Source organism: Bradyrhizobium sp. HKCCYLS2038, assembly GCF_051167655.1.
Classification (GTDB): Bacteria; Pseudomonadota; Alphaproteobacteria; order Rhizobiales; family Xanthobacteraceae; genus Bradyrhizobium.
Genome location: NZ_JBNPTM010000007.1, coordinates 125,413 through 140,950 on the forward strand (window position 1 = coordinate 125,413; position 15,538 = coordinate 140,950).

Sequence of the window (15,538 nt, forward strand, 5' to 3'; positions counted from 1 at the left end):
CCAGAGCTCCGCTGGGACTCCGGATTGCTTCGCTTCGCTCGCAATGACGGAGACGTCAGCGCGCGTAGTCCCAATCCGGCCGGATCGCGCCCTCGACGCCTTCGAACGCGCCCTCGACCAGTTCGTTCACCAGCAGGCGATTGTAGTCGACCGGGCCCGGCATGATCGCCCTGCCCTTCGGCACCGGCTTGAAGCCGACGCGGGTGTAGTAGGCGGCATCGCCGACCAGCAGGATGAAGCGGTGCCCTTGCGTCCGCGCATCGGCGATCGAGCGCTCCATCAGCATGCGGCCAATGCCGTGCTTGCGGAACGGCGGCTCGACGGTCAGCGGCCCGAGCATCAGCGCCTTGGTGTCGCCGACGCAGATCGGCAGCTGCCGCACCGAGCCCACCAGCAACGTGCCTATATGCGCCGTGAACGACAGCGGCAGCAGATGATCGACGTGCTCGCGCAGCCGGTAGGCGCTCAGCACGAAACGGCCGGGCCCGAAGGTGCGCTCATGCAGCCGCTCGATCGCCTGGGCATCGCCCGGCTTCTCGGCTGAGATCGTAATGGAAAGGTCACTCATGTGAGGTGGCGAGATAGCATTTGGGAGCGGCGTGGTCCATGGCCGTTCGGCAGCGCCGCGCCGGCCAATTGCGTCGTCATGGCGGCGAAAATGGACCGGACGCGGAGTTCCGGACGGAGCTAGGCCGCCGGCATCGTCTTCTCGACCAGCCGCACCCAATAGGACGCGCCGTGGCCGAGAATGTTGTCGTTAAAGCGATAGGCCGGGTGATGGCAGTCCTTGCCGTCGCCCATGCCCAGGAAAACGAAGGCGCCCGGGCGGGCCTGCAGCATGAAGGCGAAATCTTCCGCGCCCATCAGCGGCGGCGCGTTGTCGACGACGCGCTCGGCGCCGACCACGTCGCGGGCGACATCGGCGGCGACGCCGGTCTCGCGCGCATGGTTCATCGTGATCGGATAGAGCCGCGTGTACTTCGTCGTCGCCGTGCCGCCATAGGTCCGCGCGATGCCGTCGGCCACCTCGGCGATGCGGCGCTCGACCAGGTCCTGCACCTCGGCATCGAGCGTGCGCACGGTGCCCTTTAGCTCGACCGTCTCCGGGATGACGTTCATCGCCTTGCCGGCCTCGACCATGCAGATCGAGATCACCGCCGATTTGATCGGATCGACATTGCGCGACACGATCGACTGCAGCGCGGTGATGATGTGCGCGGCGATCAGAACGCTGTCGACCGCCTTGTGCACGCCGGCGCCGGCATGGCCGCCCTTGCCGTGCACGGTGATCTCGAGCTGGTCGGACGAGGCGAGCATCGGGCCCGGCCGCAGCGCGAAAACGCCCTCGGGCACACCCGGCGCGTTGTGCAGGCCATAGACCTCCTGGATGCCCCAGCGCGTCATCAGTCCATCGTCGACCATCGCCTTGCCGCCGGCGCCGCCCTCCTCGGCCGGCTGAAAGATCACGATCGCGGTGCCGTCGAAATTGCGGGTGTCGGCGAGATGCTTGGCGGCGCCGAGCAGCATCGCGGTATGGCCGTCATGGCCGCAGGCATGCATCAGCCCCGGCGTCTTCGAGGCATAGGGCACGCCCGAGGCCTCCTCGATCGGCAGCGCATCCATGTCGGCGCGCAGGCCGATGACGCGGCCGGAGTTCGTCTGGCGACCACGAATGACGCCGACCACGCCGGTACGTCCGATGCCCGTCACCACCTCGTCACAGCCGAACTCGCGCAAGCGGTCGGCCACGATGCCGGCGGTGCGGTGCACCTCGTACATCAGCTCCGGATGCTCGTGGAGATCGTGGCGCCAGGCGGCCATGTCGTCGGTGAGCGCGGCGATGCTGTTCAGAATGGGCATGGGAGGCGGTGTTCTCGTTTGATAATCGTGACCAGCCTGAACCATGGCCGGAATGGCCGGCGGACACAAGCTTCGGTCCCGCAATCGCCCCCTCGCAATCCCAGCATCAGCCTCCCACCGGTGATTGCGACAGATAGGCCAGCAGCTTCATCTCGCGCCGGCCCCGCGTCACGGTATCGAGCACCAGGCCCGAGGAGGCCGACAGCAGCGCCATGATCATCAGGCCCATCGACAGCACCGCGGTCGGCAGCCGCGGCACCAGCCCGGTCTCGATGTAGGTGACGAAGATCGGAATGGCGAAGCCGATCGCGACCAGCGCGAGGAAGATGCCGATCGCCGTGAAGAACCGCAGCGGCTTCTCCGAGCGGTACAGTTTCAGGATCGTGCCGAGAATGCGAAATCCGTCGCGCCAGGTGTTGAGCTTGGAGACCGAGCCTTCGGGCCGCGCATAATACGGCGTCGCGACCTCGGCCACCGGCAGCGCCAGTTCCAGCGCATGCACCGTGAGCTCGGTCTCGATCTCGAAGCCGTCGGAGAGGACGGGGAAGGATTTGACGAAGCGGCGCGAGAATACGCGGTAGCCGGAGAGGATGTCCTTGAACGCCTGGCCAAATACCTCGGCCAAAAAGCTCGTCAGCATCCAGTTGCCGGTGCGATGGCCCATGCGATAGGCGGCCTGCTCCTGGTCGACCCGCAGGCCCACCACCATGTCGAGCCGCTCGGCCACGAGCCGCTCGATCATTCCAGGCGCGCTCGGTGCGTCATAGGTCGCATCGCCATCGACCAGCACGTAGATGTCGGCATCGATGTCGGCGAACATGCGCCGGACGACATGACCCTTGCCCTGCCGCCGCTCGCTGCGCACCTCGGCGCCGGCGGCGCGCGCGACCTCGATGGTGCGATCCTTCGAATTGTTGTCGTAGACATAAACAGTCGCCGCCGGCAGCGCCTGCTTGAAGTCCCTGATAACGGCGGCCACCGCCGCCTCCTCATTGTAGCAGGGCACCAGCACGGCGACCCGCATCGATGGTGAACTCATTGATCCATCTCCCCAGGGGCGGGAGACTGCCGCCTTTGGGTGCAAAAATTCATAATGATCCGGTGGACACGCGCGTTTCCGGGCGCCAGGTGGGAATGATCTTAACGCCGTCTAGCACCTCGCGCAGGCGCGACAGCGTGCCGAGCGTGGTTCCCTCCGGCAGCGCATCGCGGGCAAAAAACCCGGTCTCGACGATCTCGTGGTTCGGCTCCGGCGGCCGGTCCTGCGTAAACCCCTTGATAACGAACACGGCGACGTGGTCGCGCGGCGACACGTGGCTGTTGAGGAAGATGCCGTGCAGCTCCGGCTCGCCGGAGAGCGCGATCCGCCCCTCCTCGAACAGCTCCCGCGTCAGCGCCTGCAGGAAGGTCTCGCCGACCTCGACGCCGCCGCCCGGCAGGTGCCAGCCGGAGACGTAGCCATGCCGGACCAGGAACACGCGGTTGTCGGCATCCAGCACCACGCCGCGGACGCCCAGCGTCATGCCGCGGGCGAAGCGCCAGTACAAATGGAAGCCGCGCCGGAGCACCGGTTCGAACCGGATCCGCAACCTGCTGAGGTCTGTCGTCATCAATTCCGCCGTCCCAGATGTTCTTGCGCTTGTCCGCCGGGCTTGCCATGAGAGCCGAGCAGCGTGGGGATAGCATGACATGACATCAGGGCGCGCCTTCATCCGCCATGGGCATCGCGAGGCGTGATGGCCGCGTTCACGCTCGCCCATCTGTCCGACCCGCACCTCGCCCCGCTGCATCGGCCGCGGCTGTCCGAGCTCGCCGGCAAGCGGGCGCTGGGCTATCTCAACTGGACGCGCAACCGCTACAAATATCATCGCCGCGACATCCTCGATCTGCTGATCTCCGATCTGCAGGCGCAGATGCCGGACCAGATCGCCGTGACCGGTGATCTGGTGAATTTCGCGCTGAAGTCGGAATTCCCGCTGGCCCAGGCCTGGCTCAGTACGGTCGGGCCGCCCGACAAGGTCACCGCGATCCCCGGCAATCACGACGCCTATGTGCGCTCGACCCGGCTGCGCTTCGCCGAGAGCTTTGCCGACTATTTCGGCGGCGACGCCGCCAGTCCCGCCACGTTCCCCTCGCTGCGCCGGCGCGGGCCGCTGGCGCTGATCAGCCTGTCCTCGGCGGTGCCCTCGGCGCCGTTCATGGCGACCGGCCGGATTGGCAGCGCGCAACTCGCAGCGCTGGAGCAATTGCTCGAGACGCTCGCCCGCGAGCAGCTGTTTCGCGTGCTGCTGGTGCATCATCCGCTGCGCTCGGCCAATCGCATGAAGCGGCTCACCGACGCCAAGGATCTCATCGCCCTGCTCGGCCGCCATGGCGTCGAGCTGGTCCTGCACGGCCATGACCACGTGCATTCGACCATCTGGATCGACGGTCCCGATCGCCAGATTCCCGTCGTCGGGGTGCCCTCCGCCTCTTCGCTCGCGCACGGCCATTATCCGGCCGCCGCCTACAACATCTTCGCCGTCACCCGCGACGGCAACCACTGGCGCTGCGACATGACGGTGCGCTCCGTCAACGACGCCATGCGCGTGCGCGAGATCCGCCAGATCCGCCTGCTCTGACCGCCTCTTGTTTGCGCATGATCCTTTCGGAAAACCGGTGCCCACTTTTCCGGATCATGCTTCAGAACGTGATCGGCTTCAGGCTCTCGTAGACCGCTACGGCAAACAGCGACAGCGCGCCGAGCACGAAGCCGAGCACGAACGGCCACACGCGGCTGCGCTGCCGCGGCTTGTCGTCGGCCGGAAGCGCCTGCATGTGCGTCACGCTGAAGGCGCGCTCGCGCTCGACCATGCGGCGGGCGACATAGTCGGTCACGGCCTTCACGATCGCACTGATGTCGTGCGACTCGGCGAGCACGATGCGGCCGTTGCGGGTGTCCTGGACGAAGCGGTACTGCCGCTTGTCGCGCCCCATCACGACATGCGCGACGACGTCGATCCACAGCCGCGGCGTCTCGCCCTGGCTGATGCCGCGATCGAACAGGTCGATCTGGCCGGGGATCTCGTTGAACAGCGCATCCAGCGCGTCATTGAGAATCTCGAGCCGGGCCACTTCGGCGTCGCGCAGATCGACCACGACGCCCGTTCGGTCTGCGGCCTCGATCCGGGCCTGGCGCAGCGCTTCGCGCAGCCGCACGGGACGAGTTTCGGAGACGCTGTCGGGGGCCTCGGACATCGCTGACGCTTTCACGTTTTGGCCCTGGTTCTGCCAGGTTTCCACCGCGTTAACCTAGCAGTAACCCAGTATTCCGCAAACCTCTTTCATCTTCAATGGGTTATACGCACGCTGCCGTAACCACCCGTATCGAGCAGGCAACGCCATAACGGACGTGGGCGGCCTCCTCCGGTGTGACCCGGCTGAGACCGCCCCGTCCTTGGGCTCTTCCTCGAGCTTATTCAAATACCCGGCAATGCATTCCCAGGCGGCGATCAGGCCGCCGGCGCGCGCTGCGGCTCCTCGACGATCGAGAAGCGGACGCCGGCCTTGTGGCGGTTCTCCTCGGAGACCTCGCGCCAGCAATCCTCGGCTTCCTTGCGCGACTTGAACGGACCCTTCACCTGGGCCGAACCTTCCACCAGCTTGTGGAAGTTCATCGAGCCGAACTCGCCGCCGATCACCCAGAAATTGCTGGTCATGAGACCCTCCTTCAACCGTCACAACTTTGACAGTGCATTGCGATTTGCGTGACCAGAGATAAACGCGAAACCGGCAGCTTCGTATAGAGGCCTTGTTTTCGAATGGTGATGTCATGTAACATCATCACTTGTCATAAATGTCATTTTGTAAAAAATGTCACAAATCCGCAGGCCGAGAGGGTCGTCATGCCCGGTGAATCCGGAAAGAAGCTGTTCGTCGGCCCGCGCTTCCGCCGCATCCGCCAGCAACTGGGCCTGTCGCAGACCCAGCTCGCCGAGGGCCTCGGCATCTCGCCAAGCTACGTCAACCTGATCGAGCGCAACCAGCGCCCGGTCTCGGCCCAGATCCTGCTGCGGCTGGCCGAGGTCTATGACCTCGATCTGCGCGACCTCGCCACGGCCGACGAGGACCGCTTCTTTGCCGAGCTCAACGAGATCTTCTCCGATCCGCTGTTCCGCCAGATCGAGCTGCCCAAGCAGGAGCTGCGCGACCTCGCCGAACTCTGCCCCGGCGTCACTCACGCGCTGCAGCGGTTGTATGCCGCCTATGCCGAAGCGCGGCGCGGCGAGACCCTGGTGGCGGCGCAGATGGCGGACCGCAATGCCGGCGGCCATTTCGAGGCCAACCCGATCGAGCGGGTGCGCGACCTGATCGAGGCCAACCGCAACTACTTCCCCGAGCTCGAGCAGCAGGCGGAAGCCCTGCGCGACGCGCTCGACGTGCCGGCCGAAGGGCTCTACGCGGCGCTCGCCGCGCGCTTGCGCGAAAAGCATTCGGTGCAGACACGGGTGATGCCGGTCGACGTGATGCGCGAGACGTTGCGGCGTTATGATCGCCATCGGCGCCAGTTGCTGATCTCCGAGCTGATCGACGGCCCCGGCCGCACCTTCCAGCTCGCCGTCCAGCTCGGCATGGCGGAATGCCTGTCGCAGTTCGAGATCATCATCGGCCGCGCCGGCGCGCTCGACGACACCTCGCGCCGGCTCTATCGCATGACGCTGGCGAGCTACTACGCGGCCTCCGTAATGATGCCCTACGCGCCGTTCCTCGCCGCCGCAGAGGCGCTGAGCTACGACATCAACGTGCTGGCGCAGCGCTTCAGCACCGGCTTTGAGCAGGTCTGCCACCGCCTCACCACCCTGTCGCGGCCGAACGCGCGCGGCATTCCGTTCTTCATGCTGCGCGTCGACAATGCCGGCAACGTCTCCAAGCGATTCTCCTCGGGCACGTTCCCGTTCTCCAAGTTCGGCGGCACCTGTCCGCTGTGGAACGTGCACTCCACCTTCGACACGCCGGACCGCCTGCTGAAACAGATCATCGAGCTGCCCGACGGCTCGCGCTATTTTTCCATCGCCCAGATGGTGCGCCGGCCGGTGGCGCCGCACCCGCTGCCGCAGCCGCGCTTCGCCATCGGCCTCGGTTGCGAGATCCGCCACGCTGCGCGCCTCGTCTATGCCGCCGGCATGGACCTGGAGAAAACCGAGGGCACCCCGATCGGCGTCAACTGCCGGCTCTGCGAACGCGAAAACTGCGCCCAGCGCGCCGAACCGCCGATCACACGCACGCTGATCCTGGACGAGACGACGCGGCGCGTCAGCTCGTTCGCGTTCAGCAATGCACGGGAGTTGTGAGGCCAAAGCTCTCTCCTCCGTCATTCCGGGGCGCGCGCAGCGCGAGCCCGGAATCCATTCATCGACATTGCGAGCGGCCCAATGGATTCCGGGCTCGCGCTATCGCGCGCCCCGGAATGACACCGAGTTTGTGGCACAACTCTCTCCACGTCATTGCGAGCGAAGCGAAGCAATCCAGAGTCGTGTGCGGAGCCCTGGATTGCTTCGCTTGCGCTCGCAATGACGTGGAGAGACATGAGATCACCCTCTCGCGGCGCGCATCGCGCCCGAGCTTTGCTGATCGTCCGCCCCCTTCAACACAGAGGGCGCAGGGAAGACCGGGAGCTCGCCGCCCCCATGGCCCCCGTGCGAAAGAAATGCACGGGGCAGGAACCACAGGTTCGGCTGGGACATCCCGGCCTTCCCTGCGCAATGGCTTTACGGCTTACTCCGTGCTCTCCCCAGGGACCGGCTGACTTGACCCTGTCATCAGCGCCATCGTCGGCGCGAACTTGATCTCAGCACCGGGAGATCAGGACCACACGGCTTGACCGTGCGCACCGAGCTGTTCGTCCGCACGATCGCTCGCGCTGCAGCCCGGCACGCCCATCGCATCCCACCCCCACGCTCGTGACGACCGCGATACGCCCCTCAGATCGAGGCGGGACGGACGGAGTGAACATCGAATTCTGAAAAATGGAAACAACAATATTTTTGCTGATCGGACTGGACAGCAGTGATCCCTCTGAAATGGCTGGCCAAATCAGTCCATTGGCACACGTCCGATTGACCGCTCGACAGGCTGCGAGCGGCCGCGCGCCCCGAAAATCGACCAGAACCGCCCGGCCGATTTGCCCGACGGGCAGAGCGATATTCCCACCATGGAAGGCGCTCGTCGCGACGACTGCAACAGTCTCGCTCCCCTCACCGCGCGATTTGCTGCGACGGGCTACGAGGGACGTGATCCGGTTACGGGAGAGACCGGGTCGCGCTCACGCCGAACGCGATTACGGACGCGATGTCGATAACGCCTCAAGCTCCTCTATGCCGACCGGAGGCCTGCTTCGCCAACCCATGATGAAGGCGCGCTTGGACAGTCCCGCCTGGACACGAGCGATCTGCGTCCGCTCCCGCGCAATCCGCGCCTGGAGCAGCGGATCGCGCGTTCCGGACGCGACCAGGCATTTGTTGATAACCCAGCCGAACGGCTCGATATCAGCGCGCCGCAAGTCCTCCTGGAGAGCTGCCGCTTCAGAGACGGGCGTCGTTTCCGGCAGCGTCACCAGGATCACCCGCGTGTAGCCGGAGTCTTGCAGCCGCATCAGCGGCGTAATCAGACGGCCGGGGCCGCTCGGCGCCAATTGGCTCGTCATCTGGCGATGATACGCCCCGGTGGCATCGAGCAGAAGCAGGCTATGACCAGTTGGCGCCGTATCGAGCACCACGAACGCGCTCCGGGCCTCCGCAACCACATGCGAGAACGCATGGAAGACGGCGACTTCCTCCGTGCAGGGTGAAGCCAGATCCTCCAGCAGCAGCGCCTTGCTTTGCTCGTCCAGGCTGCGGCCACGGCTCGCCATGATTTTCGCAATATAGCGCTCGGTCTCACGCTGCGGATCGATCCGGTCCACTGTCAGCCCGGGGATCGCGCCGTCGACGACATCCGCGACGTGGGCCGCCGGATCGGTGGTGCTCAGGTGCACGGGATGGCCGCGTTTCGCAAGGCCGACAGCGATAGCGGCAGCAACCGTCGTCTTTCCCACCCCGCCCTTGCCCATGACCATGATGAGACCGCTGTTGCCGTGAGCAATGTCATCGACCAGGCGGTCGAGACCCTGCAGGTCGACTGGCAGAACGATTTGGTCACCGGTCGACGGCCGTGGATTAGACAACGACAACACCGCCCGGAGCGCCGCAAGACCCACGATATCGAATCCCAACAACGGGATTTCGTCTCGCGGCAGCTTCCGCAGCGACTCCGGCATCGCGGCGAGAGCCTCGTCCTGATCCCGCTCGAGCGCAACCGCGACCGCATCGCCAGGGTCGCTCGCGTGAAAGCGTCCGTTTACCGCCAGGATCTGGTTGGAGAGATTGAGGGCGTCGAGCTCACGCGACGTTCTCGCCGCCTCCCGGATCGCGCTGCGGTCGGCGCGGGTGACCAGGACCACAGTTGTCCGCCTGGGATCGCCGAGCGCCTGCAGCGCTTGTCGAAAGCGATCCTCCTGCATCTTGAGGCCGGAATGTGGGCCGAGGCAGGACGCGCCCCGGTCGTTATCCTTCAGGAAGCCGGTCCATGCCTTCGGCAGGCTGAGAAGCCGCAAGGTGTGGCCGGTGGGGGCGGTATCGAAGATGATGTGGTCGTAGCCCGCCCTGTCGCCGTCCAGCAATCCGACGAACTCGTCGAACGCGGCAATCTCGGTGGTGCAAGCGCCCGAAAGCTGCTCGCGTATAGTCGACCGCTCCTGATCAGTCACCGTGGGCTCGAGCTGTTCAAGCACGCGCGCCCGATAGCTCTCAGCTGCGGCCTCAGGGTCGATGTTCATCGCAGATAGACCCGGCGCGGTCGGCACCGGCACCGGGCTGTCGGTGAGCTCAACTTCCAGCATCTCGTCGAGATTCGACGCAGGATCGGTACTGACTAGTAGGACACGCAGGCCGCGATCCGCGAGAGCCAGGGCGGTCGCACAGGCGAGCGAGGTCTTGCCCACGCCGCCCTTGCCGGTGAAAAAGAGAAATGGCGTCGGAGCATCCAGCGCGCGAAAGCGAAGCATTTGAATCCATCCCACGCCTGATTATGTGCGGCACCACGGAGCGGGTGTCGGGAGCTGTTTGCCGCCGGCGTTCACTCGTGTGATCATGGAGCTGACGGGCGAGCCGCGCCGATTTCGACGTCGTGGCGGGTCATCAACCACCTCCCTCTCCGATTCAGATTGGTTGCGGCAGCCACATCAGTCGTAGATATCTCGCCCGACTTCTCGTTGCGATGGATCAAGCATCGTCTTGGGGCAGCGCTCACGCCTGCGACAATCTGCACAGGCCGATGGCTCCGGAACCGCTACGCCTGGTGCAAGCCGCTGCATGGTCAGCAGGAGTCGGTCGGATATCGACTGCTCGCTCCTATCTTCATCACGCACGACCGTCGCTCACGTTGCGTTCAGAAAGGCGCCGACATGATCCGCACGCATCGGAGGGGGATCGTCGGGCGCATTCACGAGTCACGGAACTGCAAAGCCGCGGCGGCCCTTACTTCCGATGGAACCGCTGGGCGCCTGAATGGTTGCTTCGCAGTTCCATTCAGCAAAGCGAGAATAAGTTGAATCGCCGTCAGTTCATTCAATCTGCGGCTGCGATCCCGGTCGCGGCGTCCTTGGTGCGGAGCGCATCGGCCGCGCCGGCGGCGCAGCCGTTCAGCGCGGCCACGGTGCGCGATCTCGCGCGCGCGCTCGCGGCCAAGCCGTATGCAGCGCCGGACGACAAGCTGCCGGATGCGCTGGCCAAGCTCAACTACGATGCCTACCGCTCGATCCGGTTCCTGCCGGAGCATGCGCTGTGGCGCGACGAGAAGCTGCCATTCCAGGCGCAGTTCTTTCATCGCGGCTTCATCTACAAGGATCGTGTCGACATCTACGAGGTCGCGGACGGCCAGGCCAAGCCGGTGCCCTATCGTCCCGAAGACTTCGCGTTCGGCCCGCAGGTGCCGGCCTTTCCGGCCGCCGATCTCGGCTTCGCCGGTTTTCGTATCCATACGCCTATGAACCGCCCCGACTATTTTGACGAGGTCTGCGTCTTCCTCGGCGCGAGCTATTTTCGCGCGGTGTCCAAGGGCGAGATCTACGGGCTGTCGGCGCGCGGGCTGTCGATCGACACCGGCGAAGCCAAGGGCGAGGAGTTTCCGGTCTTCAAGGCGTTCTGGCTGGAGAAGCCGGTCGCCGGCGCCACCGCGATGGTCGTGCATGCGCTGCTCGACAGCAAGAGCGCGGCCGGCTCGTACCGCTTCACCATCCGCCCCGGCGAGACCACCGTGTTCGACGTCGAGGCGTCGCTGTATCCGCGCGTCGAGATCGGCCATGGCGGGCTGGCGCCGATGACCAGCATGTTCCTGTTCGGCCCGAACGACCGCAGCGACAACGACGACTTCAGGCCCGCGGTTCACGATTCCGACGGGCTTGCGATGTTCAACGGCAAGGGGGAGCAGATCTGGCGCCCGCTCAGCAATCCGCGCGACCTGCAGGTCAGCGTCTTCAACGATCTCAACCCGCGCGGCTTCGGCCTGATGCAGCGCGAGCGGCAATTCGTCGCCTATCAGGATCTGGAGTCGCATTTCGAGCGGCGTCCCAGCCTGTGGATCGAGCCGATCGGCGACTGGGGCGAAGGCGCCGTGGTGCTGTTCGAGATCCCCACCCGGGAAGAGATCCACGACAACATCGCAGCCTTCTGGCGGCCGAAGACGCCGCTCGCCGCCAAGGGCGAGCACAACATGACCTATCGCCTGCATTGGGGCCCGGACATGCCGAAGCCGCACGCCTTGGCGCGCTTCACCCGCACCGGTGTGGCCGCGATGGGCGAAGGACGATTGTTCGTGCTCGAGCTCGCGGGTGACGCTCTCAAGGGACTCGATCCGGCGACGGTCAAGGCCGTGGTCAACGCCGAGAAGACTGATGTCAGCAACGTGGTCGCTCAGCCCAATCCCGAAACCGGCGGATGGCGGCTGAGCTTTCAATGCGCCGCCAAGGACACGTCTGTTGAACTGCGAGCCGAATTGTTCGCAAGCGACAAGCTGGTCTCGGAGACATGGATCTATCGATGGACGCCGTGAGCGCCAGACTGAAGCGCGAGCCGCAGGACGGAGTCGCCTCGACCTTCCTCCCGGCGGAAGCCCCGCGCGAGATGGTGCCCTCGCCACTGTCCCAACCCGCGTCTCGCAGCGGCGCGGTCCGTAGCGGTGCGACGATCGCACTTCGCCGCGGCCTCATTCTGACCGGCACGGCCGTGCTGACGCTGGCCGGCGCCATCAAGATGTACGAGGTCGTCGAGGTCGGCGGCGTGACCGTGCTGGAAGGCATGGTGCTCGCGCTGTTCTCGATCCTGCTCGCCTGGATCTCGTTCGCCTTCGTCACCGCGCTGGCGGGGTTCGGCGTGATGCTGCTGCGGCCGCGGGAGACTATTCCGATCGATGTCGACGGTCCGCTGCCGGCGCTGTCGACCCGCACGGCCATGCTGCTGCCGACCTACAATGAGGATCCGGACGCGGTGATGGTGCGGCTGCGGGCGATGATCGAGTCGATCGCGGAGACCGGCCAGGGCGAGCAGTTCGACTGGTTCCTGCTCAGCGACACCACCGATCCCGATATCTGGATCGGCGAGGAAGCGGCCTTTCTGGCGCTGCGCCAGGCCTGCAACACCAGCCGGGTGTACTACCGGCACCGCGCCGACAATGTCGCGCGCAAGTCCGGCAACATCGCCGAATGGGTCCGGCGCTTCGGCGCGGGCTACGCGCACATGATCATCCTCGATGCCGACAGCCTGATGAGCGGCGCGACGGTGGTGCGACTGGCCCATGCCATGGAGCAGGCGCCGCAGGCCGCGCTGATCCAGACGCTTCCGGTGATCGTAAATGGCGGCAGCCTGTTCGCAAGGCTGCAGCAGTTTGCCGGGCGGCTATACGGACCGATCATCGCGGCCGGCAATGCCTGGTGGTACGGCGCCGAAGGCAATTATTGGGGCCACAACGCGATCATTCGCGTCGCGGCCTTCGCCCAGGACGCCGCCCTGCCCGAGCTATCCGGGCGAAAACCGTTCGGCGGCCACATCCTCAGCCACGACTTCATCGAAGCCGCGCTGATGCGCCGCGCCGGCTGGGGCATCTACATGACCGTGAACCTCGGCGGCAGCTACGAGGAGGTGCCGCCGTCGCTGATCGACTATGCCGCGCGCGACCGCCGCTGGTGCCAGGGCAATCTGCAGCATCTCGCGGTGCTGCCGGCGCGCGGCCTGCACTGGGTGTCGCGGCTGCATTTGTTGATCGGCATCGGCGCCTATGTCACCGCGCCGCTGTGGCTCGCCTTCCTGGTGCTCGGCATCCTGATCTCGCTGCAGGCCAACTTCGTCCGGCCGGAATATTTTCCAAAAGGTTTCGCGCTGTTTCCGTCCTGGCCGGCTCAGGATCCGGTGCTCGCGGCCCAGGTGTTCGGCGCCACCATCGGCTTGCTGATGGTGCCGAAGCTGCTGGCCTGCCTCGCGGCCTTGGTCGCGTCGGCTAGGCGGCGCGGCTTCGGTGGCGGATTCAGGTTATGCGCAGCGGTGCTGACCGAAACGCTGCTGTCGGCGCTGATCGCACCGTCGATGATGATCTTCCAGTCGTTGGCCGTGATCGAGATCCTGCTCGGCCGCGATGCCGGCTGGCAGGTGCAGCGGCGCAGCGATGGCGGCGTCAGCCGGCAGGAGATCGTCCGCAAATTCGCGTTGCCGACCCTCTGCGGAGTCGTCATGGCGGCCAGCGCCACCGCCGTCTCGCTGCCGTTGCTGGCGTGGATGTCGCCGGTGATCGCCGGACTGGTGCTGGCCATCCCGATCGGGCTGCTCACGGCTGCCCGCGGGCGCGGCGCGCACGTGTTTACGACGCCAGAGGACGTCGCCCCACCGCCGGTCCTGGTCCGGGCCCGCGCGCTTGCCGACGCGCAGCCGCCCGACCGCAAATCGGCGCTGGCCGAGCTGCGGCAGAACCACGAGCTTCGCCGCCAGCACCTCGCAGCGTTGCCGACGCGGAGACGGCGCGAGCCGGGCGATATCGATGTCGAGCTTGCGACCGCGAGAGCGCGGATCGCCGAGGCCGGCACGTTCGCGCAGGCACGCGGCTTCCTGTCCCGCCGCGAGACGCTCGCGGTGCTCAATGACGGCACGACGCTGCAGCAACTGGCTGCTCTGCCGGATTAGAGCTTCGCTCTACTTTGTCAGATGCGCCGAAGCGATGGCCTGCTGGAACAGCGCGGTCAACGCCGAGCCGATGCTGCCGCTCGAATCGGCCTCGTAGTAGTAGCCCGGGCTGGCGCAAGACTTCATGATGTCTCCGATGGAGGACCGCCATGGCGCGATGTAGGTCGTGTACCAGCTGTTGTTGGTGATCGCGAGGTAGGTGGTGTAGAGCACCGCGATCTTGACGCCGCGCGCCTTCAACGTGTCGCAGGTCGCCGTGTTCAGCGGCTCCTGGCAGCGGCCACCGGAGACCGTCGTCTTGCTGCACGTCGTCGGGTAGGAATAGTCGGCGACACCGTCGGAAACGAAGAACAGCCACTTCTGCGGCTTCGACGACGAGCCGTCGCCCTGCGTCGGGATGACGCCGTTCATGGCCGACATGGTGCCGTCGAAATCGGTGCACATGTCGTTGTTGTAGCCGCTGTAGGGGATCGTCATCAGGTCGAGCGAGCTGACCGAGGATTTGACCGAGGACATGCTCGACGACAGGCTGGCGACGGTCGTCAGACCGAGCGAGCCGCAGTCGCTGCCCATGCTGTAGACCGCCATGCGGTACTGGTTGCTGACGATCTGGCTGGTGTTCGCGGTGTCCGTCAGCGACTGGGTCGCCGACCGGACCACGTCGATCCGCATAGTCACGCCGAGCTTCTTGGCCTTGTCATAGTAGCTGTTGGTCTGCAGCGTCTTCTTGGAGCTCGACGTGTAGGTGTCGTGGCAGGCGAAGGCGCATTTGTCGGAGGTCGCGTTCTGCAGCGTGGTCATGTCAGCCGTCGTTGCGCCGAGGCCCTGCGACGGCGAGTTGTCGAGCAGAACATAGAAGTCCATATAGGTCGGGAACGACGCCGACGCCGACGATGAGGCGGATACCGTGATGTTTGGATAGCCGAACATGGACATGAACGAGGTCTTGACGGCGGCCGTCGCGCTGCCGGTCACGGTTCGCGCACTGACGCTGTCGCTGATCTCGATGTTCAGCGAGGCCGAGGCCAGATGATGCGCCGACATCTGGCCGTTGAACATGTCGGTTGCCGCCGTCTTGGCGTCCTCAGTACTACCGCGCATCGCGGTGTACCCGGTGGCCGCCAGCAGCGCGGAGTCGATCGATGCGGACAGCTTGGCCTTGGCGCGCACCGCCATCGAGTAGTCGATGGCGGAACCGACGAAGGTGACGATCGGCAGCAAGGCCAGCGTGAAGATGATGGCGATATTACCACGCTCGTCGCGGCGAAATCGCGACATGAGATCAAGGTATCGACGTCCGGACCGCACTTCCTGCTCCAACAGATGAGTTCTGATTTGCACACGAGGTTGCGGATGATCCCTTTCATTCAAGCTGACGCGACTGCCGAAATTCGGTTACGACGGGTTCACGCCGCTTCGCCGACGCTGTTAGTCTA

The 15,538-nt window shown here is 65.5% G+C and carries 12 protein-coding genes; 4 read left to right on the forward strand and 8 right to left on the reverse strand.

All coding sequences use genetic code 11. From position 1 onward, the window contains the following. Positions 1-55: 55 nt before the first annotated feature. The 4 genes from ACQR1I_RS28180 to ACQR1I_RS28195 form a co-directional block, all read right to left on the reverse strand. Positions 56-568 carry a GNAT family N-acetyltransferase gene (locus ACQR1I_RS28180; RefSeq protein WP_434868583.1) on the reverse strand — a complete coding sequence of 171 codons (513 nt, stop codon included), beginning with the start codon at positions 566-568 and terminating at the stop codon, positions 56-58. Positions 569-687: 119 nt separating this feature from the next. Next, entirely contained in the window at positions 688-1,860 is a 1,173-nt protein-coding gene (locus ACQR1I_RS28185; RefSeq protein ID WP_434868584.1) for a M20 aminoacylase family protein, read from the reverse strand. 106 nt (positions 1,861-1,966) lie between these two features. Then, positions 1,967-2,899 (reverse strand): glycosyltransferase family 2 protein, encoded by a 933-nt coding sequence (locus tag ACQR1I_RS28190; protein ID WP_434868585.1) that lies wholly within the window; start codon positions 2,897-2,899, stop codon positions 1,967-1,969. 49 nt (positions 2,900-2,948) lie between these two features. Then, the gene (locus ACQR1I_RS28195) at positions 2,949-3,470 is read right to left on the reverse strand and encodes an NUDIX domain-containing protein (protein WP_434868586.1); all 522 of its coding nucleotides are present in this window, start codon (positions 3,468-3,470) and stop codon (positions 2,949-2,951) included. A 126-nt stretch (positions 3,471-3,596) separates the two neighbouring features. On the opposite strand from ACQR1I_RS28195, the gene ACQR1I_RS28200 reads away from it, so the two are divergent. Next, positions 3,597-4,481 carry a metallophosphoesterase family protein gene (locus tag ACQR1I_RS28200; protein ID WP_434868587.1) on the forward strand — a complete coding sequence of 295 codons (885 nt, stop codon included), beginning with the start codon at positions 3,597-3,599 and terminating at the stop codon, positions 4,479-4,481. Between the two features lie 61 nt (positions 4,482-4,542). Here ACQR1I_RS28200 and ACQR1I_RS28205 read toward each other — a convergent pair whose 3' ends face one another. Further along, the gene (locus ACQR1I_RS28205; RefSeq protein WP_434868588.1) at positions 4,543-5,097 is read right to left on the reverse strand and encodes a hypothetical protein; all 555 of its coding nucleotides are present in this window, start codon (positions 5,095-5,097) and stop codon (positions 4,543-4,545) included. Between the two features lie 254 nt (positions 5,098-5,351). Continuing rightward, positions 5,352-5,558 (reverse strand): DUF4170 domain-containing protein, encoded by a 207-nt coding sequence (locus tag ACQR1I_RS28210; RefSeq protein WP_006612464.1) that lies wholly within the window; start codon positions 5,556-5,558, stop codon positions 5,352-5,354. A 186-nt stretch (positions 5,559-5,744) separates the two neighbouring features. Between ACQR1I_RS28210 and ACQR1I_RS28215 the strand changes: the two genes are divergently transcribed. Continuing rightward, positions 5,745-7,190, forward strand: coding sequence for a helix-turn-helix domain-containing protein (locus tag ACQR1I_RS28215; RefSeq protein ID WP_434868589.1), 1,446 nt, complete (start codon positions 5,745-5,747; stop codon positions 7,188-7,190). A gap of 986 nt (positions 7,191-8,176) precedes the next feature. Here the strand turns inward: ACQR1I_RS28215 and arsA are convergent. Then, the gene (arsA, locus tag ACQR1I_RS28220) at positions 8,177-9,940 is read right to left on the reverse strand and encodes an arsenical pump-driving ATPase (RefSeq protein WP_434868590.1); all 1,764 of its coding nucleotides are present in this window, start codon (positions 9,938-9,940) and stop codon (positions 8,177-8,179) included. Between the two features lie 542 nt (positions 9,941-10,482). Between arsA and ACQR1I_RS28225 the strand changes: the two genes are divergently transcribed. Beyond that, entirely contained in the window at positions 10,483-11,985 is a 1,503-nt protein-coding gene (locus tag ACQR1I_RS28225; protein WP_434868591.1) for a glucan biosynthesis protein G, read from the forward strand. Then, entirely contained in the window at positions 11,973-14,102 is a 2,130-nt protein-coding gene (gene mdoH / locus ACQR1I_RS28230) for a glucans biosynthesis glucosyltransferase MdoH (protein ID WP_434868592.1), read from the forward strand. Before ACQR1I_RS28225 ends, mdoH begins: the two co-directional genes overlap by 13 nt. A 9-nt stretch (positions 14,103-14,111) precedes the next feature. Here the strand turns inward: mdoH and ACQR1I_RS28235 are convergent, their stop codons facing one another. After that, positions 14,112-15,380 carry a TadE/TadG family type IV pilus assembly protein gene (locus ACQR1I_RS28235; RefSeq protein ID WP_434868593.1) on the reverse strand — a complete coding sequence of 423 codons (1,269 nt, stop codon included), beginning with the start codon at positions 15,378-15,380 and terminating at the stop codon, positions 14,112-14,114. Positions 15,381-15,538: the final 158 nt, after the last annotated feature.

Bases quoted from the DNA above. Each gene is read 5' to 3' on its own strand.
- ACQR1I_RS28190 (WP_434868585.1), bottom strand. From the start codon at position 2,899: ATGAGTTCACCATCGATGCGGGTCGCCGTGCTGGTGCCCTGCTACAAT.
- ACQR1I_RS28235 (WP_434868593.1), bottom strand. From the start codon at position 15,380: ATGTCGCGATTTCGCCGCGACGAGCGTGGTAATATCGCCATCATCTTC.
- ACQR1I_RS28210 (WP_006612464.1), bottom strand. From the start codon at position 5,558: ATGACCAGCAATTTCTGGGTGATCGGCGGCGAGTTCGGCTCGATGAAC.
- ACQR1I_RS28185 (WP_434868584.1), bottom strand. From the start codon at position 1,860: ATGCCCATTCTGAACAGCATCGCCGCGCTCACCGACGACATGGCCGCC.
- ACQR1I_RS28195 (WP_434868586.1), bottom strand. From the start codon at position 3,470: ATGACGACAGACCTCAGCAGGTTGCGGATCCGGTTCGAACCGGTGCTC.
- ACQR1I_RS28215 (WP_434868589.1), top strand. From the start codon at position 5,745: ATGCCCGGTGAATCCGGAAAGAAGCTGTTCGTCGGCCCGCGCTTCCGC.
- arsA (WP_434868590.1), bottom strand. From the start codon at position 9,940: ATGCTTCGCTTTCGCGCGCTGGATGCTCCGACGCCATTTCTCTTTTTC.
- mdoH (WP_434868592.1), top strand. From the start codon at position 11,973: ATGGACGCCGTGAGCGCCAGACTGAAGCGCGAGCCGCAGGACGGAGTC.
- ACQR1I_RS28180 (WP_434868583.1), bottom strand. From the start codon at position 568: ATGAGTGACCTTTCCATTACGATCTCAGCCGAGAAGCCGGGCGATGCC.
- ACQR1I_RS28200 (WP_434868587.1), top strand. From the start codon at position 3,597: ATGGCCGCGTTCACGCTCGCCCATCTGTCCGACCCGCACCTCGCCCCG.
- ACQR1I_RS28205 (WP_434868588.1), bottom strand. From the start codon at position 5,097: ATGTCCGAGGCCCCCGACAGCGTCTCCGAAACTCGTCCCGTGCGGCTG.